This is a genomic window from Streptomyces sp. 130 (assembly GCF_007096885.1).
In the GTDB taxonomy this organism is placed as follows: domain Bacteria; phylum Actinomycetota; class Actinomycetes; order Streptomycetales; family Streptomycetaceae; genus Streptomyces.
Genome location: NZ_VJNO01000043.1, coordinates 34,619 through 57,584 on the forward strand (window position 1 = coordinate 34,619; position 22,966 = coordinate 57,584).

Sequence of the window (22,966 nt, forward strand, 5' to 3'; positions counted from 1 at the left end):
ACGAGCACCGGCAGGTATTCGGGGTCGAGCCGATCTGCAGAGTCCTCACCAGCCACGGACTAAGATCGCGACGAGCACCTACTACGCCGCCAGGAAGCGGGCGCCCAGTGCACGGTCGGTGCGGGATGCGGAGCTGAAGACGCAGATCAGCCGGGTCCACTCCGACAACTTCAGCGTCTATGGGGTGCGGAAGGTATGGAGACAGCTGCACCGCGAAGGCATACCGGTGGCACGCTGCACGGTTGCCCGGCTGATGCGCGACCTCGGTCTGCAGGGCGTCCGCCGGGGCCGTGGCATCCGTACCACCGTTCGTGACGACGGCCACGACAGGGCGGATGACCTGCTGGAACGCGACTTCACCGCATCCCGGCCGAACGAGCGGTGGGTCGCTGATTTCACCTACGTGGCCACCTGGTCCGGGATCGTCTACGTCGCCTTCGTCGTCGACGTGTTCTCCCGGGCGATAGTCGGCTGGTCCGCGGCCACCAGCAAGCCGGCCAAGCTTGTCCTGGACGCTCTCGACATGGCGTTATGGCGCCGCGACCGAGCCGGGAACCCGGCCGGACCTGGGCTGATACATCATTCTTCACCGCCCGTGCCAATGGCACCTTCGGGCGATCTCCGGCTACGAAAATCTTGCCAGAGCCAGATAAGTCCGTACGCCGACAGCGTGTGCCTAAACAGCCTGCCGGGCGCCGCTGACACCATCACCCGCTTCACCGACAACATCCTCACCAAGGGCGGCAACATCACCGCACTGCCGACCACGGAGGGCTGAATCTACCTCGCCTGCTGGCTGGACCTGGCCACCCGCGAGGTCGTCGGCTACTCGATGGCCGACCACCACCGCGCCGACCTCGTCATCGACGCACTCGACATGGCTCACGGGACGCGGTGGACTGCAATCCGGCTGCATAATCCACAGCGACCGCGGCAGCGAATACACCTCGTCCCGATTTTGCTGTCGGATACAGCAGTTGGGTCTTCGTCAGAGCTGCGGCCGCACCGGATCTTGTTTCGACAATGCCGCCGCGGAGAGTTTCTGGGCCCTGCTCAAAGAAGAGATCGGCACCCGCGTCTGGCCCGACCGGACCACTGCCCGAGCCGACGTCTTCGACTTCATCGAGACGTTCTACAACCGCCGCCGTCTGCGCAGACACAGGGTCTTCGGTAACCTCACCCCGGCCGAGACCCGGCAGCGACACCGACACGCCCTCGCGGCATAACCATCGAATGTCCAAGATCACGGAGGGCTTCAATAGGGCGCTGTCGCTCTTGGCATGCGCCAGTTCGAGGTAGTCAGAAGGCGTGTGCACGGACATGGCCCCAGAATCGTCGGGGCGATCACCCTGCCATCAGGGGCCCAGTCGCCCGCGCGCGAGGCGCTGCCGCAACCGGTCGAAAATCGCTTATGGGACAGCCCTTAACCCGCCGAAAACGTGTAGACCTCCGGGTGGTCGCCGCAAACCACTCCACCACACCGAAGGTCTACACCATAATCGAGTACGAGCACGCGTCACCAATACTCGTAGGCCATACGCTCAGTACGTCTGATCAAGCAATTGCCATTCGATGCATTCTGGCCTCTCTCCCGTACGAAGCCCGCAAAATTCCTCTAGAGCTTCACGCACCCGAGGAACAGGGATAGCGGCCGTACGTGGGTAACAATCACCGGCACCGGGATCCATGATCAGCAGTGGATCAGTGGCAGGCGGACTCGAGTTGAGCGAAGTCCAGACAGAATCGAAGATCGAAGCTGACGCCCGACTTGTCGGCCTTCTTTTGCCCCACCACCTCAAGGCCCCGTAGCCACTTTCAATGTCTACCGACACATACAGGCAATTATCGGCGGACCACCGGTTGGAGCGCTCTTCGTGGTCATCTTCGACGATACAGAGAACGGCGCGCTCGGGAACGGTTTCATAACCGCTGGGATCGATCTGCCGCTGCGCAAGATCTGTCATCACCTCGTGAATTAGATGTTGCACTTCTCGCTCAGTCCGAGCATACTTCCCGCGCCCACTAACGATCACTTCTCCTCCTAGTTCGGATTATCCGAATCCCAGTCCGCCTTGCCCTCCAGCGGGAGCGGCTCTTTGTACCCAGGATAGTGTACGTTGATGGTCATTCCCTTGGGCAGGATTGCTGGCACGGTCTGCTTGCATCCCACGTCGTTGGGACCATCGACCCTAGGACACACGAAGTTCTTGTTGATTACGACATCAACCGTCTCCCCGGGTTTTCCCTTCTTGCGCATCAACCAGGCAAGTTTAGTTTCCACATGCCCCGCGAGAGAGTTATAACCTGGCCAGTGCTTGAACTCATCAAGCTTGTTCAGGTATTCGAAGATCTGTTCAGCATTCGCATCCCTTCCACTACGCAGCAAATCGTCTATGTAGGGAGTTCCATCTTCGAAGAAGGCGAGGCCCGACGTGCCTCCACCGGGTGGCGAGTAGGGTAGCGCCTCGTAGGCGTCTATGACCCATCCCGGACACTCTTCGCCTGTGTTGTGGACAAGTACACTGAATCGCCCGGCGGATACATAGTAGGTGTGAAGACCGTCAACCGTGAGGTCGAATGCTTCCCGCAATCCCTTCCAGTCGCGTTTTTTTGCGACGGTTACAGTTTCTTTCTGCGGGGTGCGCAGCCGGTCGCCTACATCGAGGTCGCCCGCCGTCTTCCACATCCGGTCGTTTTCGGACCAGTAGGGATGATGTCTAGTGGACGAAATAGTGGATCCGTCAACCAGAGTTACGTCAGTGAATTCCCGGTCGTCCGGGGTGCGAATACTTCGGGTAACCGCATGCGGGCCCGTCTCGCCCGTGGCTGGATCAGTCGCAATGACGAGATCGCCGACGCCTATCCGCTCGATGGGCCGCTTCGTTCCGTCAGCCATGAGAACTGAGGTGCCAGCAAGGAAACTGTGAGCAGCTCCAGCAAGGCAGCTGACGGTGCGACGCACTGCTCGCCCGGCTTTGACAGTCTCGATGCCCTTCTCAATCTTGGCAACGATCTTGAGCTTGCCCCATGGGGTGACACCGACCACGGCCATGACGCAATCAAGGAGAGTCGGATCCTCTATGCACTTCTTGACGTCGGCAAGTCCCGAAAGTTCCCAGGCAAGCGTCTTGTAAGTTTCCGGGTCCGTTACGACATCCTTGACTTCGTTAAAGAAATCCGTACAGATGACCGTATTTATACCCGGAATCTTCGCAATCCCCCCCATCAGGTCCATACAGAAGGGTTTGCGCGCGTCGGATCCTTCTTCCGCCTTGCGCCTTTCCTTCTCTTGGCGTTCTGCCTCCGCTTTTTCTTTCTCAGCAAGAGTGATTACAGTCCGCCAGGCGTCCTCGGCAGCCTGCTCTGCTTCGGCCTTGCTGTCTCCTGCGGCCTCGGCTGATGCCTTGGCTTCGTCTGCTGCATTCCTTGCATCGGCTGCTGTGTTCCGGGCGTAGTTTGCAGAGAATTCGGCCTGGTATGCAGAGTCTTCGGCCGCCTGTGCTTCGGCGTCTGCCCTATCAGCGGCGTTGCGTGCTGTGATTGCTGATTCGGCGGCGGCAGCGGCGCTTTGGGCGGCGGACTGGGCAGAATTTTGGGCGTCGTTCTTGTATTTTTCGGCCAGTTCTGCTGACTTGTCTGCTTCTGCAGCAGCCTTGGTTGCGTCAGCGGTAGCTTGCTTGGCTTCAGCCGCTGCTTCGGCGGCGTGCCAGGCGTCGGTCTTTGCCTGAGCGCTGATCAGGGCGCCTTCGGCCAGGAGACGTTCGACCTGGTGGACGTGAACGTTGGTGAGATCGTCCTTGCGCTGGGCCATGTACTGGCCTGTGGTGACGAAGTCGTGTATCAGGTTGGGTGGGCCGGCGAGGGCTACCTTAGCTGCGGCGCTCAGTTCCGGTCCGCCCGTTTGGGCGAGACGGGCTGTGATGACCTTCTCGTCTGTGAGCCGTTCGCCGTACTGGCCGATGTGCAGGTAAGTCGCCAGCACCTTACCTGTGCCGTTGGCTAGTGCGGCCTTGGCATAGGTGCTGACGTTGGTGTCGCCGGTTTCGGCAAGACGGGCAACGTCGACCTTCATGTCGTCTAGGCCGGCCTGGTACTGGCCGTCGGTGTAGAAGCTCTCTACTTGTTCGGGTGTGCCGTTCAGCGCTGCGGCTGCTGCTGTGCGAACGGAGGCATAGGGGCTTTGGTTGCTGAGGTCAACGACGCGCTCGCGTATGTCGCTCTGGTCGGCCTCCTTCCAACGAGTGCGCAGGTAGTCCAAGACGTCTTGATCGGTACCCGACAGTGCCCGGGCTGCCGCTTCCTGGTGCCAAGGGCCGAGCGACTCCATGGCCTGGAGGGCCAGCCGGCGTCCCTTTGCTGCGGTGGCCTGAAGGTCTGCATCCGGACGTGCGGCCTCGTCCGCGAGCTGGGCTGCCGTGTCATTCAGTGATAGGGCCTCGACCTGTGTTGCTGCAGAAGCGGAGATGCCAGCTTCGGTGGACATCTTCATCGAGCGGGCTCGCTCGATGGCTGCGTCTGTGCGGGTTTGGAGGTCGGCGTCTTCGGTTTCGCGAGCCAGGTCGTAGATGCCCTTGGCCTTGGCGACGGCAGCGTCTACAGCATCCGACGCTGCCAGGGCTCCGTCGGCGTTCTTCTGGGCGACCGCGGCGTAGGTGGCGGTGTTTCCTGCTTGTTCTGCGGCCTCCTCAGCAAATCCGGCAGCCTTTTTGGCGTGTGCGGCGGCCGAGTTTGCTGCATCTCGTGCGCCGAAGGCGGCTGTGGCAGCGCGGGTGGCCAGAGCGGCGGAGCGGTCGGCCGCGGCGTCGGCGACTGCGGCGTTTCTGCGGGCTTCAGCAGCGGCCTGTCGTGCGGCTTCGGAGTGCAGGCCGGCGGCATCAGCGTAGGCGTTTGCGTCGTCGGCGGCGTCGGCGGCTGCGCGGGAATTGGCTGTCGCACTCTTGGCGGCCTTGGCGGCGATGGCTGCGTTTGCCGACGCTTCGCCTGCAAGGTCTGCTGCGGCGGCCGACGATTCAAGGGCGGCCGCAACGTCACGCGCTTGCTTGGCAGCCGTAGCGGCTTCGCTGGCCTTGGCTTGGTCACCGGCGGCAGCGATCGCTGCCTTGTAGGCCTTGTTTGTCGCTTCCCCTGCTGCTGCGGCTGCTGCGGCGGTTTGGGCGGCAGCGATGGAAGCACGGCGTGCTGCGCTGCTAGCCGCATTGGCCGCGCCGATAGCCTGCTGAGCGGCATCTGCCGCAGCACGGGCAGCGTCAGCCGCTTGTTGTGCCTTGACTGCGGCCTTCTTCGAGTCGTTCTTGGCTGACTCGGTCTCCTTGGCGGCCTTCTCAGCGGCTTCCTTGGCCAATGCGGAAGCTGTGACTGCCTTGGCAGAGGCTTCTTCTGCCTGCTTGGTCGCGTCCTCGGCGAGCTGGCCTGACGTCTTGGCGCTGTCGATCAGTTCCGCGATGGATGCGTGTTCCTGGTCGCGGTTGCGAGCGATGAACTGTCCGACGTCCAGAAACTCCTGGATGTCCTCGGCGGTGCCGCGCAGCGCTACCTTGGCTGCTGCTTTTACGTTCGGACCACCGATGGTTGCCAGTCGTGCGGTCTCAACACGGTTGTCGTCCTCGAGGGCCTCGTACTGACCGGTGTTGAGGAACAGTTCTCGGTCGTCAGCCGTGCCTTGGAGGGCCTTTTTGCCAGCCTCCCGCACGCCGTAGTCCCCGAGAGTCACCAGTCGGGCGATATCGACCTTGCGGTCATCGTCCAGCGGTACCTCGAAGCCGTAGAGGAGAAAGGCCTCCAGTTCCTCCGGCGACTTCGTCAGAGCGTCCTTGGCGGCTTGCCGCAGGCCCGGGCCGCCCGTCATGGCCAAGCGCGCGGTGTCGATACGGTTGTCATCGAACTGGATGGCTTGCGCTTCGTCCAGAAATTGCTGCATTTCTGCATTGCCACCGAGGAGCGCTTGCTCCGCTGCGGCCTTCAGGCCGACGCCACCAGTTTCCCAGTACTGAAGAATCTGGGCTCGTATGTTTACCGGAAGTTCCGGCGCGTCTGCTGCTACGGCGGCGGGAGCTCCAAGAAGCCCCGAAAGCAACCCTGCGGTCAGGAGAATCCGAAGGGAGCGCTGCCGAACCGACAGGCGCCCATTTCTACCGAAAGCAGAGACCCATCGACTGGGTCTACATCTTTTCATTTTAATAGCTACGCCTTCACTTTCATGTCTGCTTTTTCACATCGAGAACGATGCTTTTGCGCCGATCACACGAGTCGGATTCGTCCGGTTCTGCGTAGGCGGGACGAACTAGGCAAGCGCTTCCGGAGCCGCCTGATCGTACATGCCGCTGCAGCTCCGAATGCTTACGAATAGATAACGCCGCGCAACTAAGTCGCAGGTCAGACGCTTGCGAGCACGCAATGGTCAAGACCACGGCATATGCCCGTTAAATTGAATAATGCGCCATATTAACCAAATAGGTGGTTACTGCATGTATCGCATAGGCATTCTGATTCGAGTCGGCCCCTGCAGCCGGCAACGAGACACGCCACAGCGACAGCTTCCTCACGATTGTGACGCGCATCACCATGGCATCTTCACATCTACACCCCTGCAGATGGTTCAATTTGTGACGCCCTGCACGAGTAAATGCTTATTCATTGCAGGCCTCTTTCACGAAAGGAAAGAAATGGCAACACGTCATACCCGAAGAACCCTTCTTGTTACTTTTGCTGCATTGCTCGCAGCCATTGCAGCAACATTCAGCGCGCCCCAGCTCTTCAACGATGGTGTCGCCGAAGCTGCCACGGGAAGCGTCATGCCTTACGCAGTCGAGGATTTCAATTACCCGGGCGCAGCAAAGATTGAGCAGGAGACCGGCGCGGTTCTTAAGCGCGGGGATGGCCACATGGTGATGACTACGTGTGACGGCGCTGAAGATATTTCGATCATGAGCCGTGCGGGACAGAAGGACTTCTGCTTCAACGTGACAGCGAAGCCCGCCTTTCTCACGCTCGAGATTCCGCAGGCGTACGGAATCTGGACCTCGGACGATCCCGTCAAGACCACGCTCAGGGACGGTGACGGCGCAACCACCGTGATCAACGCACCCGCCAACGATTTCACCGGGTACGGAGAGTCCGGCCAGGTCGACGGTGCACCCACTACCCTCATCGAGCTTCGAGTTGCCGGCTGATTTGGGTACGACACCATCAGGTGCCACTACCGCATCCCTGGTCAGTCAACGTCTTCGGTGCAGCCCCCGTACCGGGCTTCTCCGCGAGCGGACGCTCATCGACTTCGTTCTCAGCAACCCCTTGACACGAAAGACGCAACATAATGCGTAGTCACAGACCCGGCAGCAGGCCCGCTCTCTCGGTCGCCCTCGCAGCCATGATGTCAGCCCCCATGCTCATCGCTGCCACACCGGCTCAGGCTGCGGTCGGGACCCCCGCCACCGACGCCGTCTACGGCTTCACCGCCCGGTTGAACATCGGCAACGGCATGCGCGCGTGTTCAGCCGCACTCGTCGCACCTCAGTGGCTCGCTACCTCAGCGAGCTGCTTCAGCGACGACGGCACCAGCGAGCAGGTGGCTACGGGAGCACCTAAGTGGAAGACCACCGCCACAATCGGTCGCCCAGACCTCAACTCGACGGGTGGTCAGGTCCGCGACGTCGTAGAGATCGTCCCGCGCTCCGGCCGTGACGTGGTTATGGCGAGGCTGTCCGCGCCCACCACCGGCATCACGCCCGTCTCTATGGCCACAACTGCCCCCGGCAACGGTGGCGAACTGCAGGTCACCGGTTTCGGCCGGACCCAGGACGAGTGGGCACCCACCAAGCTTCACAGGGCCACCTTTAAGGTCAACTCTCTCACCAACAGCACCCTCGACATCAGCGGAAAGGCAGCCACAGACGCCATCTGCGCGGGAGACACGGGCGCTCCGGTCGTGCGTGCAGCCAGTGGCGGTGGATTCGAACTGGTCGCTCTGGCATCACGTTCATGGCAAGGTGGCTGTTTCGGCAGCGACGAGACCCGTACCGACGCCATCGCAGCACGCCTTGACAACATGGTCGTGGGCAACAAGCTCACTCCGGGCACCACACTGTCCTCGGGTGACAATCTTGTCTCCAACTCGATGCGCCTAACGATGCAGGCTGACGGCGATCTTGTGATCACCGCCAATGGCAGCGGCAAGGCTCTCTGGTCGACAAAGACGGCTGGCCATGCCGGTGCGAGCGCCCACTTCACCGCGGGGGGGAACCTGACTGTTGTGGACGCCGACGGTACAACGGTGTTGTGGGAGTCGAAGACCTCCGCATCGGGCGGAAGCGTCGTCCTGCAGGACCGCGGAAACCTCGTCATCTACGACGCCAGCAACGAGTCACAGTGGTCGAGTGGCACGGTGGTGCGTCACGATTACAACGGTGACGGCCGCAGCGACATGGCGAGCTGGTACGACTACTCCGAAGGCAATGACGCGATCCACACGTTCATCGCCGACGCCGCCGGCAAGTTCCAGGCACCGGGAACCGGGTACGAGAAGGCCAAGGGGACCTGGTGGGCGGAGCATATGAAGTTCGCCACCGGTGACTTCAACGGTGACGGGCTCGGTGATGTCGCCGCGTTCTACGGCTACGACGACGGCAGCGTATCCCTGTTCACCTGGCTGGCCACTGGAGACGGTAAGTTCTCCGAGGCCATCACCTCCTGGACGGTGCCGGCCGGCCAATGGACGTGGGACCGCATCAAGGTCCAGTCCGGTGACTTCAACGGGGATGGCCGCGACGACGTCGCCGCCTGGTACGACTACTCCGACGGCGCGGACAAGCTTTTCACGTTCACTTCCAAGGCGAACGGCGGGCTCAACGCACCGTTCTCGTCGTTCTCCAAGACCAGCGGCTGGACCGCGTCCCGAATGAAGTTCACGACCGGCGACTACAATGCCGACGGCCGCGACGACATCGGCGTCTTCTACGGCTACGCCGACGGAAACTCCAAGCTCTTCACCTTCACCGCCAAGCCGGACGGCGGCTTCGGTGAACCGCTCGGCGGCTGGGAAGACCCCAAGTGGGGCAGCCTCGACCGCACCAGCGTCTTCTCGGGCGACTTCAACGGCGACGGCCGCGACGACTTCGGCACCTGGTACGACTACTCCGAAGGTCAAGACGCAGCATTCAGCTTCAACCCGAGCGGCACCGACGGAAAGTTCGGCAACCGTACCGAGATCTGGAACGTCGCCGCAGGCCAGTACTGGCGCGACCACATGCAGATCAGCACCGGTGACTACAACGGTGACGGACGCGACGACCTCGGAGCCTTCTACGGCTACGACGACGGCAGCGTCCGAACCATCACCTGGACCGCCAAGACCGACGGCACCCTCAACGAACCCGTCAAGAGCTGGACAGCGGCCACCGGCTGGACCTATAACCGGGTCACACTCTTCGAGCGCTACAGCTCATAACAGCCCCAGCTGCAAAGCCAGGTGTGCCCGCCCGGTCTCGGACCGGGCGGGCACACCTGGCTACCCCCAGCGGCTGGCCGCTCGGAGATCAGCGAGGGAGGGCATACCGTCCATCGCCTCATCTGCGCGCCCATGCCGGACAAGAAGCGCTGCTACCTCCCAAGCGTCCACATCCGGATCTGCGCGAAGCAGGTCCAACGCGTCCTCGACACGTCCCAGCTCCTCAAGGATCCACGCAGTACTGGACGCCAATCCGTAACAGCCCGTCGGAACAGTCCTGGCGTATGCAAGGGCTTCCCCGTACCGGCCCGCCTCGCCCAGCAGCCATATCCGATTGCTGTGAAACCAGGAAGAGTGCTCCTCGACGTACTCAGCATCGCGCTCGTCAAGAATGGCCAGGGCATCGTCGTAACGCCCGGCCTCGGCAAGAAGGTGGATGACGCTTTCTAGGAGGCACGCGTCGTGATAGCCGAAAGTCGGTCGCCCTACCTCGACGGCATCCTCAAACCTGCCCTGGCGTCCCAAAAGATCAATCAGGGGCCATCGGAAACGGTCCCACTCATCGGCAGCTATGAAGCGACGCAGAATCGCTTCGGCCTCGTCGGCCCGACCGTGGTCCTCGAGGGCCTTGGCGTAGTACGGCAGGGCCACCTGGGCATGCTCTCCAGTGCCCAGGGCGCACAGCTCCTGCATCCGGTCGTTGCGTCGAAGCAGCGCCGCGTAGGCCTCAAGCGTGTTCTGCACAACGTAGCGGCCGGCGGCAATGTCCCCACCAAGCACCCGGACCGCCTCGTCGACGCTCCCGGCGCGCTCCAGCACCTGAGCCTGAAGCTCCTGCGCGTTGCTGGCATCGAGGTTCCAACGCTGCTCACCGCGGGCGCTGCGGGCGCGCTCCGCCCTGGGTGCGAGCAGGTCCAGGACCTGCTCGTCCCGGCCGTGGCCGTCGGTGAGTTCGACAAGCGCGGCCAGCATCCAGCCCCGGTCCAAGTGCGGTGTCAGGACCTGTATCGCCTCGTCCACCCGTCCAACTTGCACCAGGAGCTCAGCAAAGTTGCGACAGGTGTGCTCGGACGCCAGTCCCGCATCATCCGGCCGAACCCATTCCAGTGCCTGCTCCCCTCGTCCCACTCGAAGTAGAGAGTCGGCAACTGCCCAGCGTGCCGGCTCCCAGCCGACCTCGACATACGCCTCCAGTACGCCCAGGGCTCGCTCAAGCTCACCTGCCCCGCACAGTTCACGCGCTGCCGCCTTCGCGCAGGGCCACGCTCCCCGGAGAGCTGCCCGTACCAGCTGCTCCACATGCCCGCGCTCCACCAGCAGGTCCACGAAGACGGGCGGGTACCCACCCAGCGCACGCGACTGCCACTCAAGATCATCAATGTTCACAGGCCGAGCGTAGGGCCACCCACTGACACACTGTCGGCACACATCCCGTTCGCACCGGCTCTGACCGTCCGGACAGAAAGCTACAGTTCAACCGCACGGCAGGCGTGGGCCCTACTGAGACGGCAATTCCAGCACGAGGAACGTACAAAGAACGCAGCATCCACCTGTCCGCCGGACGCGGATTACCCAAGGGCAGGGAAAGGCCTTTACGCGTAGTTCACCAATTGTCGACCGCAGCACGAAGCTGATTACTTCGCTCCAAGGCGTCTTGGCATAGCCACAATGGACGTCTTGAGAGCCATTCTCTGCGATGCCAATCTTTCGATTGGCCTCAGATCTCCCCTGTCGATCTCCGCGCTCCAGGTAGGCGGGCCACGCTGGCTCGGCCTGCGGGTCCAGGTACGACCCTGGAGTCAGGCGCCGGAAATCAACCCGGCGCTAGAGAGCCAGTATTCTCCGCCATCGGCTTCTACGCGAGTAGCAGCTGCGACGGCTGTCGGCGCGTCCATGTCCGGCAGAATCATGACTCCCACGGTTCCACCCCTTGCGATAGCGAAAGCAGCCCACGCCCGAACCTCAGGCTCATCGGGCATTCGAAACTGGGCCACCCCATCGTCGGCACTGAAGATGAACTCCAACGGGCCGTCAGGCTTCGCCATCCATCGAGTACGAGACTCACGAGCCCATGCTGTCCTCCCCCGGGGTACGAATCCGTAACGCTCAATAAGGTCTTCCAGCTCGCCACGCAGCACCGCGGACGGAACCGCCAAAGCAAGTACGGGAGTCATACGGCCGGAGAGCTCCAGTGCGATCGGCAGGCCGGCCACCGCGGGCATGTTCTCGCTAGTCGCGGCGACTCTACGCCCGTCCATCAGTGCGTCTCCTTACAGCCTCTGCAGGGCGATCAGCCCCCGGGCAGGATACTCACCCCCTGGACGGCCGCCGTCATGTGAGCTGTCGAACGAATCGTGGAAGCACCACATGCTCAAGCTGGAGCTGGCGTCTGCGATCCGGGAGGCGGATTGGTTGGCGGAGCTCGAGGTTCCGGCCGCGGACAGTTCGTGGCGTGCGGACGACATGGCCAGCTCCACCGACGGCACCCAGCACATGGCATGGGAGGCCCAGCTGTCCCTGATCACCCACATCCGCGCGAAAAAGGGGGCGCCGACACCGGTCGACCGGCGAAAGACGGGCAGCAAGCACCACCTGATCTGCGACGGACGCGGTACCCCGCTTAAGGTCATGACGACCGCGGCCAACGTCAACGACGTCACCCAGACCCTCGCCCTGGTCGACGGCATCCCACCCGTCGCAGGCCGCCCCGCCGACGACCGGAGGCCCTGCTCGGCGACAAAGGCTACGACTCCAACCCCAACCGCGACGAACTCCGTAGCCGACGAATCCTGCCCGTCATCTCCCGCAAGGGATCACCCAACATCATAGGCATCGGCAAGCTCCGCTACGTCGTCGAGCAGACCTTCGCGCTGCTCCACCACCTCAAACGCCTCGCTGTGCGCTGGGAACGCCGCACCGAACTCCACGACGCCTTCGTCTCCCTCGCCTGCAGCCTCATCTGTTACCGACGCCTCAAGAAGGCCCGTCCATGATCGTGTTACGAGCTCTGAGAGCTTGCCGGGAAACAAGTCGTGGCTTTCGGCTGCGGGAGTCGTTGTTCGGGACTGTCAAACGAGCGGCTCTGTTTCGTAGTCGGTGGTGACGTTCCGTGGTCAGGGCAGGAGGATGCGGTGGAGGAGGAGATCGAATCCTGCTCGGCCATGCATCTGCCTCATGATCCGTTCGGTGCGGGTGTGTTGACGCCTTCGGTGCGGCCGTTGTGGTAGGGCAGGGTGAGGCTGGCGTTGACAGCGACGCGGTCGAGTTCTAGGCCGTTGCAGAAGCCGTGTAGGTGGGGCAGGTCGGCTGCACGGATGGCGGCGATCCATTCGGTGAGGCGGGCATCGTTGCCCTTCGCCGGGGTCAGTAGCTGGGCGAATGTGGTGACGGCTCGGGCGAGTTCGGCTGTCTAGGGGCATGCGGTGGTGAGGGTTGCCAGGAGGGCGGTGTCCTTGGTCCGCAAGTTTTCGGGGTGTGTGAGCAGGAGCCGGGTCGCGTGGCGCGGGGTGATCACCGGCCGGTTGCCCTCGGCTCGTCCCTGGGTGAGGTAGCGGACTAGGAGGTTGTGGCTGCCGGTATAGCCCTGGGCTTTGATCTCGCGGAACAGTTGGGTGACGGCTACTGCGGGCTCGGCCGCGCGTCGTGACCGTAGGTGCTCGCGGTAGGGGACGACCAAGGTGGTCCGGTAGCGGGGTGTGATGCGGTCGGCTGAGGGTTCGGGGATGCGGGAGTAGCGCTTGACGGTGTTCAGGGTCAGGTCGAGGGGCGGCGGGCGCATTCGAGTAGCCCGACGCCTCGTCCGAGGAGGTCGTGGACCTGGTGCCAGCGCTCGCGGATCGTCTGTTCATGGATCCCGCCGGGGCGGGGCGGGTTGACCGTGGCCCAGCACGAGGCGTGTGCCCGTACTTCGGCCAAAACCTTGTCGCACAGGTTCCGCCACAGGTGCCATCGGTCGCTGACCTGTATCGCGTGGGGCAGGGCCCGGCGGATCGCCTCGGCATAGGTGGCCGAGCCGTCCCGGCATACAGTCTCGATGCCGGGTGCTCGAGCAGCCAGGCTTCCAGACCGGCGGCCTCGCGGCCGGGCAGCACGTCGATGCGCTCACCTGTTTCGGCGTCGATGATGATCGTGGCGTACCGGTGTCGGCGGCGCAGGGCGAAGTCGTCGACCCCGACCACTCGCGGGGTTCGCACCGGGGGTATGGGGATGCGCCGAAGTAGACGCAGGGCGGTGGCGAACGACATGGGCACGGCCAGTGAGTGGGTGAGCCGGGCAGCCGCCGGCCGCATAACTCCTTCACCACCGCACTGACCTGGATGGTCAGGCGGGTGGTGCGGCGTTGGAGGCATTCCATCAGCCCGGCGACCTGTTCGCGGAAGGTCTGGCGCCGGCATTCCAGGACCGGGCAGACCAGGCGCCGCACTTGGACGTGGACCACGACCTTGCGGCCGTCGACCGGCACATTCGCCATGGTCCGGCTGTGGTACCCGTGGACTTTTCCGGTCAGCATCCCGCACACCCGGCAAGGCGAGGGGACATCCCGGGTCCGGGCTGCGACCCGGATCACCTCACCTTCATCGACCACCTCCTCGATGACCAACGCAGAGAGCCAAAAAATACGGTTGCCACAAGGCAGTTGAAATCTCGCACGCGATGTCAACGAGGCCCATCACGTACCGTCACCACCGACTACGGAACAGAGCCCTTCGGATGACACCCCGCGCCAGCCGGCGCCTACGCCTGGACCCCCGAGCACCGACATGCCTACGCCAACGACCTGACCGCCGCCAAAGCCGCCAACTGTGCTGTATTCGAGACTGCCAGTGGCATCGGCGGATGTCGGAGGTTGGCGCTATGGTGCGTGGCCGTGGATGCTGCTGATCTTGACTACCGGGCCCGGACGCGGTCCGGTTGTCTCCCGCCCGAGCTGGTTTCTCGGCTGCTCGAGCGTGGCCACCTCGACGTTGTGGAACTGCAGGCCGGACGCGGGGAGTGGTTCTGCGCGCTTGCGTGGGCGCGGCTGCTGGGTGAGTGGGGCCGACAGGTCGACGCACTGGACGTGCTCGCCCCGTACACCGCAACGGGCTGGTGGACGGCCGTTGTAGCGGCCGCCGAACTGCTCGAGGGCTGGGGCCGGAGCGAGGAAGCGATCGAGACCCTCCGGGCCCGGATGGCTGTCGGGCATCCCGTGGCGTTGAGGGCCTACGCGCGGCTGCTTGCCCGGCACGGCCGCGCTGCGGAGGCGTTCACCATGCTCCTACCGCACGCCGACGACTGGGCGCACGCCACCGCCTTGGTCGACGTGGCCGCCGTCGCCAACCGCGACGAGGAGGCCGCCGCGCTGCTCGCCGACCGGATCCCGGCCGGCCACCGCTGCGACGGCCCGTGGTGCTGCCGCGGCCTTAACCCCGACACAGCAATCGGCCTACTCGCGACAATCTACGAGCGCCAGGGCCACATCGATGAGGCCATCGCCCTGCTCAGGCGCCGGCAGATCACCTCGGTCAACAGCCGCGACCAGCTCGCCGACCTGCTGGCTCGGCACGGCCGAATCGAGGAACTGCGCGCCTATGCGGCGACCGACGGACATGAGGTGGCCGTGCAGCGGCTGGCGGAGCTCCTGGAGGAGCATGGTGACGTTGAGGGCGCGATCGCTGCATACAGGGGGACCGACGGCACCGTGGCCTGGAACCCGAACTCGGCTTACGAGCTCGCGCAGCTCTTGACCCGGCACGGCCGGGGTGACGAAGCGATCGCCGTGATGCGCGCCCAGGCCGACGCCCACCCCGGGGACGACTGGATTCTCCACGCCCTGTCCCAGCTGTGCCTCGACCAGGGAGGCCCGCCGACGGCCTGGACCACCTCGACGCACTGACCGCCACTCACGGGGGGCGAGGTTGATTGGGAGCTGTTCTGGATGCGGCTGCCGCTGATTGCCGCCTGCAGCGGGGTCGACGAAGCGGTTGAACGGGCCCGAGCCCACCCCGAAGGCACCACTTGGTACGCGGCGGAACACATTGCTCGGTTCCTCGCTGACGCCGGGCGCACCGAGGAAGCCATCGCCGTCCTTCAGCAACATGACCGCAGCAACAGCCACGACCTCGCCGGTTACCTGATCGACCTCGGCCGTATCGCCGAAGCCCTGGCCATCCTCCAGCAGCCCGGCCCCCACACGCCCGCTGTATCAACGACAGACCCATGGTCGGAAGATCCTGCGTTCTGAGGACCGGCACAGCCGGGGCCTGTTCAGATGGCTGCTCGCTGGAGAGCGGCATGCCGGTTGCCCGAGGGTTGATCTGTGCCGTCGTTATTCGGCCGAGTGTGTTCCGGTTCGGCGGGCTGCGAGGTAGGCGCTCCAGTCGGTGGCGGCGCGTTGGCGCCACTGCTGGGCGGTAACGACGTGGAGGCCGAGCATGGGGGCGAGGACTGCAGGCGGAGGGTCCAGGGCGAGTGGACCAGCGCGGTTGTGCGGGCGGGTCGGATGGGGTGTGGCGGGCGGCTAGGCGGGCTGCGAGAGCGGTACCGGAGACGTGCTGGCCGGGCCTGCTGCCGGGAAAGAGCCATCGGTGGGGTTAGTTCGCGGCCCAGCCGGAGTGCGGGGGCCGGTCCGCGAGTTCGGCCAGGAGGCGGGCGAGAGGTTTAGGCAAGCGGATCGGGGTGCGGTCCAGGACGAGCACCATGTCACCGTCCACCGCGCGCAGAGCAGTGGTGGGCAGGGCAGCGACTCGTGTGTGGTGCTGGCCGAACAGTAGGAGGACGGGTCCGGCGGCGCGGACTTCCAGGGGAGGTTCGGTGTCGGTCAGGCACTGCTGGAGAAGTTCCCAGTGCGAGTCGTCGTCGATTCCGACCGAATCGTCCTTGAGCCGGTGCGGAAGAGGGCGGCTGCGGCTGCGGCGGGCGGCCCAGACGACGAAGTCGCGGAGCGGGTGCTCGGGTACGCCTGATTCGGTGGCTGGAGACGTTGCTGTCGACTCAGCAGGTCTGCGGCGCAGGTTCACCGGGAGCGGTGGTGGGCTCTTGGGCGCCCGGGAGGGTGGCGGCCCGCTGGAGCGCCTGGCCCAGGCGCCACAGGGTCACGGCCGGAAGGAACCCGGACCAGAGGGCCTGTAGGGCTGGGGGCGAGCACTGTGGCGAAAGGCGACGCCGTGCCGGGTCGACGGCGAGTGGGCAGTGATCCCCTAACGACGCCGTCTTCCGGTGTTACCGGGTGGGGATCTGGCTGAAGAACGCGCGAGCCGCAGCCCGGAGGGCGGCCGAGAATGAGCAACGGCGCGCCGAGGGACTGCAGGTTCAGTCGTCGGCCGGGGAGCTGTCGAACGAGCGGCGCGAACAGTTGGAGGACATCGCCCCGGCGTGGTGCCCGGCCTGGCCGGTTGAGTGGCAGCGCTGCTTCCACCTCGTCCGGCTCTACCTGGAAGCGGGCCGCCTGCTGCCCGCCGGGCCGGGCGAGGTGATGGTCCAGGGCGAGGGGCTGGGCCGGTGGGTGCAGTCCGTGCGGCTCGGCTGGGACGGCCTGACGGTCGTGCAGCAGTGGATGTGCGAACACATCCTCGGGAACCCGCGGCCGACGACGAGAAGCCGGTCCCTCGGCGTACGCAAGCCGACAAGTGGGCGATGAACTACCAAGGCCGCCAAGCAGTATTACGAGCGCGCGGAGCACCTCAGGTCCCAGAATCGGTAGTGGGCGACGGACCTCTATCCGGCTCAGGTGGAGAGCTGGTGCCGGCCCGTGACCGCGATCCAGCGGAATCTGCGGGAGACTGTGGGGTGCCTACTTCCAGCTCGCTTGCAGCTCCCGACGAGATACGCGCCTATCTCATCGATCAGTTGAACCTGGCCCTGCGACGTCCCGGGATGTTCGGGAGGGAGTCGGAGCTGGCCTTGCGCATGCTGATGGACCACTTGCTGTTCGTGGAGTGCCAGCCCGAGGCATTGGCCGAGCAGCAGCGGATCTGGGAAGAGCGCGGCGCCTGGTCCAGTACCGGCGTCGCGGGCGTGTTCCGCGATCTGATCCCGGAGCGCTACTACGAGTACGGCATTGCCTCGGTGTATGCCGAGTTCGCGCACCGCCGCGGCTGGCTCAAGCCGGACCGCGTACTGGGCTCTGACGAATACGAAGTCCTGCGGGGTGTGGCCCGCCAGTGGGCGGGCAAGGACCGCGTGTGGACAGACATCGTCGACGAGTTCGGCACGCCGTCCATGTTGTTCGGCAGCAACAACCCCTACTACGGCAAGACTCTCGGCTACCTGACTGAGAACTCGGAGGAACCGATGGTGTCCTTCCATCTCTGGAACGGCAGTGCTCCGCAAGCCGAGCAATCATGGCCACCTGAGCACGAAGAGCCCCTTCTGCTCGCAGTGCGCTTCGGGAGGGGGCCCTTCCGCCAGACGTTCACCTTTACCCCGGAAGGCCGACGACGGCTCCCGGTGGAGTAGAACTCCAGATCAGAGGGTTTTCGGTGCCTGCTCCGCTTCCGGCTTGGTCACTGCGTTGGTGTAGCGGCCGCAACCGGGCCATGTCCATCATCGGGGCGGGCCTTTCGGCATCCCGGCCCGGGGCGGCCGGGTCAAGAACGCCGGCTGCTGCGCCGGGAGCGCCGCGCGGGTGCAAGAGCTTCGGTGCCCGGGGTTGCGGGCGAGGAGAAGCCACCCGCAACGACTGGATGCATGCGATGGACATGACGTGGGCAGAACCAGCCGCCAGGGCGGATCCGGCTCGGCTGTACCGACCGTGTCGTCTCCTCCCTGGGGGCACGTTGGCGGCAGGCATCCTCAGGGGCAGGCATGGCCGACGGCCCGGTGGCTCCTCCACACCGCCACATCGCACACCCGCAGCGCACTCACCGTTTCGGGTAGGCCTGCGGCCTGTCTTAGTTCCAGCAGCTGGTGATGCAACGCGGCATCGTCCTCGCGCAGCACGGCGTGGCAAGCAAGCCAGCCGCTTCAGGAGGGGGACTTCGCGGGCGTGGAGCTGCTGCACGGCATGGTCACCGCCTAGCTCGTGGCCGAGTGCGTTCTCGTTTCCGGCCGGCTGTTGCCGCCGATTACTCTGCCCACCGGGCAACTGAGTACGGGGGCGTGGCCGTGTCGGGACACCAGCTGGTCGCTGAGGTGCGGGCCGGGCGTGCGCATCTCGTGCGGGAGGCGCTGTGGGCGGGGGCCGACCCGGAGACGACGGACGCCGACGGGGCCCCCGTGCTGTGTGTTGCCGTCGCCGCGTTCGACGGGCACGTGGCGGAGGCTCTGCTGGACGCCGGTGCCGATCCGCTGCGGCCGTTGCCGGACGGGAGCACGCCGCTGCTGCGGGCCGTGATCTCGGGCAACGCCGCCCTGACCGCCGCCTTGCTGGGGCAGGCCGCGGACCGGCTCACGGGAGGGGACCGGGCCGGGCTCCTGGCCTATGCCCGGCGCTGGTGCGGGACCGGTGCCGAAGCGGGGCTGCGCCTGGCGACCGGTGCGACGGGCCCTGTGGTGCGCCGCAGGGTCCCGGATGACTTTGGCGTCACCGCGTACGACATGCTCACGCTGGGTGGGATGAGCGTGTATGACGGTCATGGCGCCGTTCTCACCCGTCTGGAGGCGGTGTTCGGCGTGTACCGGCCGTTCGACGTTCTGCTCGCCCGTGCGCTGGCCCGTGCCGACGGGGACCACGCCGACTGGACGGAAGCGGTCGCGGTGCTCGCTGAACGGTCCGGGGCGGAGGTCTGGGGCAGGGTTGCGGCCCTGCGTTCGGCCTTCGACCCTCTGCGGCGGATGTTCGCCGCGGATCTCGTGCGTCATCTCCTCGCCCTCGACGCGGACTCCGCTGAGCGCCAGGCCGCGGAGATTCTGCTTCCGTGGGCCGCCGAGGAGACGGACCCGGCGGCGCTCGCGTCGGTGCTGAGCGGGCTGACGTACGTCGACGACCCGGCGACCGAGAGTGTGGGGCTTGCCCACCGCGCGCACCCCGACCCTCGCGTACGCATGGTGGTGCCGTCCTTGCTGCACAGGACGCGGTACGCGTACACCCACCCAGAGGCGTGGAACGTCCTCACCGCACTGGCCCGCGATCCCGACACCCGAGTCCGCGCGGCCGTGTGTGAGCTGCTGTACGAGTTCGAGGGCTGGGGCCCAGCCGGGGCCGACATACTGGCCGGATTCCTGAGCGAGGGCGACCAGTTGGTGCGGATCAAGGCCGTGTACGGCCTCGCTCTGGCCGACGACGCCCGTTGCGTGGAGGGTGCCCGGCAGATCGGTCCCGTCGACCGGTCGGACTGGTCGGACACCTGGCTCCTGGACGCGGCGGAGCGCTACAAGCAAAGGCGCCTCGACGAGCCACTGCCGCAGTCCGGCAAGCCCGAGGAAGCCCGGTATCTTCCAGTCCAGGCGCCGCATCAGGCAGTAGTTCAGGTAGAGGGCGACTCTGCCGGTGCAGACCCGATCGGTATTCGGTGAGAGTCCCGGATCGCAGCGAAACAAGGTAGGCGACCGCCTCGGTCTGCAGACCGTAGGTCCGACCTCTTCGAACTCTTGAGTCAACGAGGGCCCCAGCACCGACGTCACACTGCAAACCGCATGATGGCCGGCCGCGCCGGCGTCCCTCTCCTCCGCCACCGCGTCGTCCTGATCGCTCACCTCCGCCGCCGCTGTACGGACCGGCCGACCGGCCCTTGCAGATGATGTCCGCGACGTGGACGGACCATCTGCGGGGTCGCAGGAACCAACTGGCGGCCGAGCAACGGTTCCGTACAGATCGGCCTTGCGAATTCGGTCAGAGGACGGGGAGCGAGATGACTTCGGCCAGGCTGCAGTCGGACGACAACGGGGGGATGGCAACGACGTTCACGGGCGCTGGTTGCGGCTGCTCAATCGTTCCACGGGAAACCCCGACTACCTGGATGCGTGGTTCGACGAGCAGTGCGGCGGATGCCGGTCCTGGAGCGCGCTCAGCGGAGAACTGGGCCCGGACTGGGGAGTCTGCACACGTCCCGATTCCCTGTTCGACAGGCGTGTGCGCTTTGAGCACGCCGGTTGCGAACGCTTCACCGCCCGTGCCGACGGCACCTACGGATGATCTCCGGCTACGAAATCTTGCCAGCGCCACGTTCACGTGCACGCCGACACCATGTTCCAAGCCGGGCGAGCCGAAGCGATGCCCCGCCCCGACATCGCCCAGCTACTCCACGTTCTCGATCAGCGGGGGGCATGGGCCCTGCTGACGCCGCAGTCGATCGACGCTGCCACGCTCTGCTCCGCGGCCGGACTGCCGCAGCCCGCACTCCACATCCCCCAGGACGACATCCCCGGCCGAAACCCGAGGCAGCGGACTCTGGCTCGCCCATCTCGGACAGAGAGCGCTGAAGCTCGGTGGCGGCGGCCTCCTCACCCTTGAGGGTCAGATGGCACAGGGCCTCGCCCGTACTGGTGGAACCTCCAGTCGCGGCGAGTCCCCTTTCGTGGCCAGGGACCGCTTCCATGCGCTGCAGTGCCTTGGCCTCCTCCCTGTCCGGGCTGGCGCCGAGGTGCTACTCATCCTGCCGGTCCGAGCGGCGCGAGTCCCACCCCTGCGGCCCAACGTAGCGTCCGTCCCGGCGCCGCAGGCGGGCCTTGGCCACATCGCCTCCCCGACGTGTGGACCGGAGCCGTCTTGGAGCCACCGTCAGTGTCCTGCGGCTTCGGGCCTTTTGATACGTGCCCGGTTGCGGCCGGTTCGCGAGCGCGCCTGCAGGGGACACAGGGGGTGGGCCGTGCCCCGCGCAGGCTGACCTGGGGAGCGTGTCAGGACTGCGTCAGGTCCTCTGGAACGCTCTGCTCGTTGATCTTCCCGAAGGGGACGTGGACGCTGGGGGTGGTCCGCGAAGTGCTGGCCAGGTGACTTGCCTGGTCGTCGAAGAAGATGTGCGGCCTGAGAACCTTCATGATCTCGCCCTTGTCGATGCCTCCGAGGAAGAAGGCGTCGTTGACGGTCACCCCCCAGCTCTTCAGGCTCATCACTGCCCGCTCGTGCGCGGGGGCGTTGCGCGCGGTGACGAGGGATACATGGAGACGGATGCGGTAGTCGGCGTTCTTCTGCCGCTCCTCTTCCTCCCGCTGCTGGATACGGTTGATGCTGGCGAGGAACTCCTTCAGCGGTCCCGCGTCATGCGGCACCGCGGCGTTGAGTACCTCATGGGCGCGAAACCCCTCAATGCCTCCCGTCTGGTACACCTGCTCCGAGTCGTCGGTTGCCAGGACACCGTCGAAGTCGAACGAGATGCGCAGGTCGTGGTCGCTGGTGTCATCGTCGTAGGGCTCGCCCAGCACGTGTCCTGCCGGCAGTCCCTGGGAGACGGCTTCGTGCACGTCGCCAGCGTTGGCTGACAGGAACAGGGACATGTTGAGGGCGGGCATGAACTTGTAGGGCGAGCGGCCCTGCATGAAGACGGCCCGGCTTATCGGCAGAGAATATGCCTGTATCGACCGCATGACACGAAGCCCGGTGTCGGGGTCGTTCCGCGACAGAACGATGGCCTCGACCAGAGGGTCGTTTTCCTCGCTCAGGTCGTTGAGCGAGAGCAGTCGGCGGATGAACGGGAACGCGACACCGGGGCGCAGCGTGTCGTCGAGGTGCTCCGCCTGGTAGGCGCGGTAGCTCTCCTCGCCCTGGTCGCGGAAGACGGCGTCCGACTCTGCGAGGTCGAACAGCGCGCTGGAGGCGATACCGATGACAAGCCGGTTCGTCAGTTCGTAAGCGGCCATGAAAACCCCTCTAATCAGACCGTTCTCTATGGGCTAGATCATCGCATCAGCCGTATCGCCGAGATCGCTTCCCGTGCGAGTGCTGTGCCCATGCCTTGACCTCCGTACCAGGCTTGGATGACAGCTTCCACGTCGTCGAGCCAGAGCATGGCCACGGGGCCGTCAGTGTTCAGTACGACGATCGTGCGCGGATTGGCCGCAGCCACCTCGGTCAACCAGTCGCCCAGAATCTTGTAGCTGTCCTCGTCGAAATGGACCTTGCCGTCGCGGGAGAGAACCACACACGCCGCCAGGGCAACCGGGCAGGGGGCGCGGCAGATGGCTCTCAGCCCTTGCGTGTGAAGGTGGTGACTTTGCAGTCGTCGGGGTCGCCGACGAACGAGTAAAGACGTGGATGGTCGCGGCTCCCACCGATCATGAGCCCGTCACCGTAGTACCCGCCATCGGCATCGCTGTCGCGGTAGCCACTGATCTTGCGGAAGGACATGGAGACAGCAAAGGAAGGATCGTCGTCAGCGGTCGTCAGGAACCAGGTTCCGCTTCCGGCTCTGCTCCGCGGGTCGCCGTAGGCGGCGCCGCTTAGGTCAGTGGGCCAGCCTGCGGTAGTGAACGTTCCGTCGCTGTTGAGGGTTACATGACCGACGGGGCCCTGGTAGTGGCCCACCACATCCTCTCCGCGCAGTCCTGCTGGCCGTTCACCCGCCCCCGAACAAAGCTGGGGGTTGCTGTAAGAGGTCCTAACAAAGGCGTTGGACGTGTCGGTGGGTGATCAGGCAGGTCGCGAGGCCGAGGAAGGCTTCGTGGATG

18 protein-coding genes and 2 pseudogenes are annotated in these 22,966 nt (G+C 65.0%); 11 read left to right on the plus strand and 9 right to left on the minus strand.

The window, feature by feature from the left end; all coding sequences use genetic code 11:
- Positions 1-64 precede the first annotated feature (64 nt).
- Positions 65-778 (plus strand): IS3 family transposase, encoded by a 714-nt coding sequence (locus tag FKN01_RS27645; RefSeq protein ID WP_260697039.1) that lies wholly within the window; start codon positions 65-67, stop codon positions 776-778.
- Between the two features lie 199 nt (positions 779-977).
- Entirely contained in the window at positions 978-1,226 is a 249-nt protein-coding gene (locus FKN01_RS33740; protein ID WP_221939383.1) for an integrase core domain-containing protein, read from the plus strand.
- Between the two features lie 315 nt (positions 1,227-1,541).
- Here FKN01_RS33740 and FKN01_RS27655 read toward each other — a convergent pair whose 3' ends face one another.
- Both FKN01_RS27655 and FKN01_RS27660 read right to left on the minus strand, forming a co-directional pair.
- A complete protein-coding gene (locus FKN01_RS27655) occupies positions 1,542-2,033 on the minus strand; it encodes an Imm1 family immunity protein (protein ID WP_143625270.1) in 492 nt (163 codons plus the stop codon).
- An 8-nt stretch (positions 2,034-2,041) separates the two neighbouring features.
- Positions 2,042-5,917 (minus strand): DddA-like double-stranded DNA deaminase toxin, encoded by a 3,876-nt coding sequence (locus tag FKN01_RS27660; RefSeq protein ID WP_398933295.1) that lies wholly within the window; start codon positions 5,915-5,917, stop codon positions 2,042-2,044.
- Positions 5,918-6,662: 745 nt separating this feature from the next.
- Between FKN01_RS27660 and FKN01_RS27665 the strand changes: the two genes are divergently transcribed.
- Together FKN01_RS27665 and FKN01_RS27670 are read left to right on the plus strand one after the other, a co-directional pair.
- The gene (locus FKN01_RS27665) at positions 6,663-7,169 is read left to right on the plus strand and encodes a hypothetical protein (protein ID WP_143625274.1); all 507 of its coding nucleotides are present in this window, start codon (positions 6,663-6,665) and stop codon (positions 7,167-7,169) included.
- Between the two features lie 212 nt (positions 7,170-7,381).
- Positions 7,382-9,442 (plus strand): FG-GAP-like repeat-containing protein, encoded by a 2,061-nt coding sequence (locus FKN01_RS27670; protein WP_260697033.1) that lies wholly within the window; start codon positions 7,382-7,384, stop codon positions 9,440-9,442.
- Positions 9,443-9,502: 60 nt separating this feature from the next.
- On the opposite strand, the gene FKN01_RS27675 is transcribed toward FKN01_RS27670, so the two are convergent.
- A complete protein-coding gene (locus tag FKN01_RS27675) occupies positions 9,503-10,828 on the minus strand; it encodes a hypothetical protein (RefSeq protein WP_260697034.1) in 1,326 nt (441 codons plus the stop codon).
- A gap of 981 nt (positions 10,829-11,809) precedes the next feature.
- Here FKN01_RS27675 and FKN01_RS32680 point away from each other — a divergent pair.
- Entirely contained in the window at positions 11,810-12,271 is a 462-nt protein-coding gene (locus FKN01_RS32680; RefSeq protein ID WP_185993010.1) for a transposase, read from the plus strand.
- On the plus strand, positions 12,169-12,435 hold the full coding sequence (locus tag FKN01_RS33745; protein WP_143625294.1) for a transposase: 267 nt from the start codon (positions 12,169-12,171) through the stop codon (positions 12,433-12,435). Before FKN01_RS32680 ends, FKN01_RS33745 begins: the two co-directional genes overlap by 103 nt.
- 120 nt (positions 12,436-12,555) lie before the next feature.
- On the opposite strand, the pseudogene FKN01_RS27690 reads toward FKN01_RS33745, so the two are convergent.
- Positions 12,556-14,060 (minus strand): annotated as a pseudogene (locus tag FKN01_RS27690) (ISL3 family transposase).
- A 249-nt stretch (positions 14,061-14,309) separates the two neighbouring features.
- Here FKN01_RS27690 and FKN01_RS27695 point away from each other — a divergent pair.
- Both FKN01_RS27695 and FKN01_RS33425 read left to right on the plus strand, forming a co-directional pair.
- The gene (locus tag FKN01_RS27695) at positions 14,310-15,317 is read left to right on the plus strand and encodes a lipopolysaccharide assembly protein LapB (protein ID WP_260697035.1); all 1,008 of its coding nucleotides are present in this window, start codon (positions 14,310-14,312) and stop codon (positions 15,315-15,317) included.
- Positions 15,318-15,359: 42 nt separating this feature from the next.
- The gene (locus FKN01_RS33425) at positions 15,360-15,665 is read left to right on the plus strand and encodes a hypothetical protein (protein WP_260697036.1); all 306 of its coding nucleotides are present in this window, start codon (positions 15,360-15,362) and stop codon (positions 15,663-15,665) included.
- 349 nt (positions 15,666-16,014) lie between these two features.
- On the opposite strand, the gene FKN01_RS27700 is transcribed toward FKN01_RS33425, so the two are convergent.
- A complete protein-coding gene (locus FKN01_RS27700; protein ID WP_143625278.1) occupies positions 16,015-16,440 on the minus strand; it encodes a hypothetical protein in 426 nt (141 codons plus the stop codon).
- 209 nt (positions 16,441-16,649) lie between these two features.
- Between FKN01_RS27700 and FKN01_RS33430 the strand changes: the two genes are divergently transcribed.
- Both FKN01_RS33430 and FKN01_RS27710 read left to right on the plus strand, forming a co-directional pair.
- On the plus strand, positions 16,650-17,060 hold the full coding sequence (locus FKN01_RS33430) for a hypothetical protein (RefSeq protein WP_398933299.1): 411 nt from the start codon (positions 16,650-16,652) through the stop codon (positions 17,058-17,060).
- Positions 17,061-17,209: 149 nt separating this feature from the next.
- Positions 17,210-17,878 carry a hypothetical protein gene (locus FKN01_RS27710; RefSeq protein WP_143625296.1) on the plus strand — a complete coding sequence of 223 codons (669 nt, stop codon included), beginning with the start codon at positions 17,210-17,212 and terminating at the stop codon, positions 17,876-17,878.
- 336 nt (positions 17,879-18,214) lie between these two features.
- On the opposite strand, the pseudogene FKN01_RS32870 reads toward FKN01_RS27710, so the two are convergent.
- Positions 18,215-18,367: pseudogene (locus FKN01_RS32870) on the minus strand (DUF6308 family protein); the annotation flags it as partial.
- Positions 18,368-18,526: 159 nt separating this feature from the next.
- Between FKN01_RS32870 and FKN01_RS27715 the strand changes: the two are divergent.
- Positions 18,527-19,876: an ankyrin repeat domain-containing protein gene (locus tag FKN01_RS27715; protein ID WP_260697037.1), complete on the plus strand. Its 1,350-nt coding sequence runs from the start codon at positions 18,527-18,529 to the stop codon at positions 19,874-19,876.
- Positions 19,877-21,199: 1,323 nt separating this feature from the next.
- Here the strand turns inward: FKN01_RS27715 and FKN01_RS27735 are convergent.
- From FKN01_RS27735 to FKN01_RS32685, 3 genes are read right to left on the minus strand one after another with little or no spacing between them, the layout of a single operon-like run.
- Positions 21,200-22,159, minus strand: a complete 960-nt coding sequence (locus FKN01_RS27735) for a 5'-nucleotidase (RefSeq protein ID WP_143625282.1) — start codon at positions 22,157-22,159, stop codon at positions 21,200-21,202.
- Between the two features lie 38 nt (positions 22,160-22,197).
- Positions 22,198-22,440 carry a glycoside hydrolase family 3 C-terminal domain-containing protein gene (locus FKN01_RS33435; RefSeq protein WP_260697038.1) on the minus strand — a complete coding sequence of 81 codons (243 nt, stop codon included), beginning with the start codon at positions 22,438-22,440 and terminating at the stop codon, positions 22,198-22,200.
- A 44-nt stretch (positions 22,441-22,484) separates the two neighbouring features.
- Positions 22,485-22,646 (minus strand): hypothetical protein, encoded by a 162-nt coding sequence (locus FKN01_RS32685; protein ID WP_185993011.1) that lies wholly within the window; start codon positions 22,644-22,646, stop codon positions 22,485-22,487.
- Positions 22,647-22,966 lie beyond the last annotated feature (320 nt).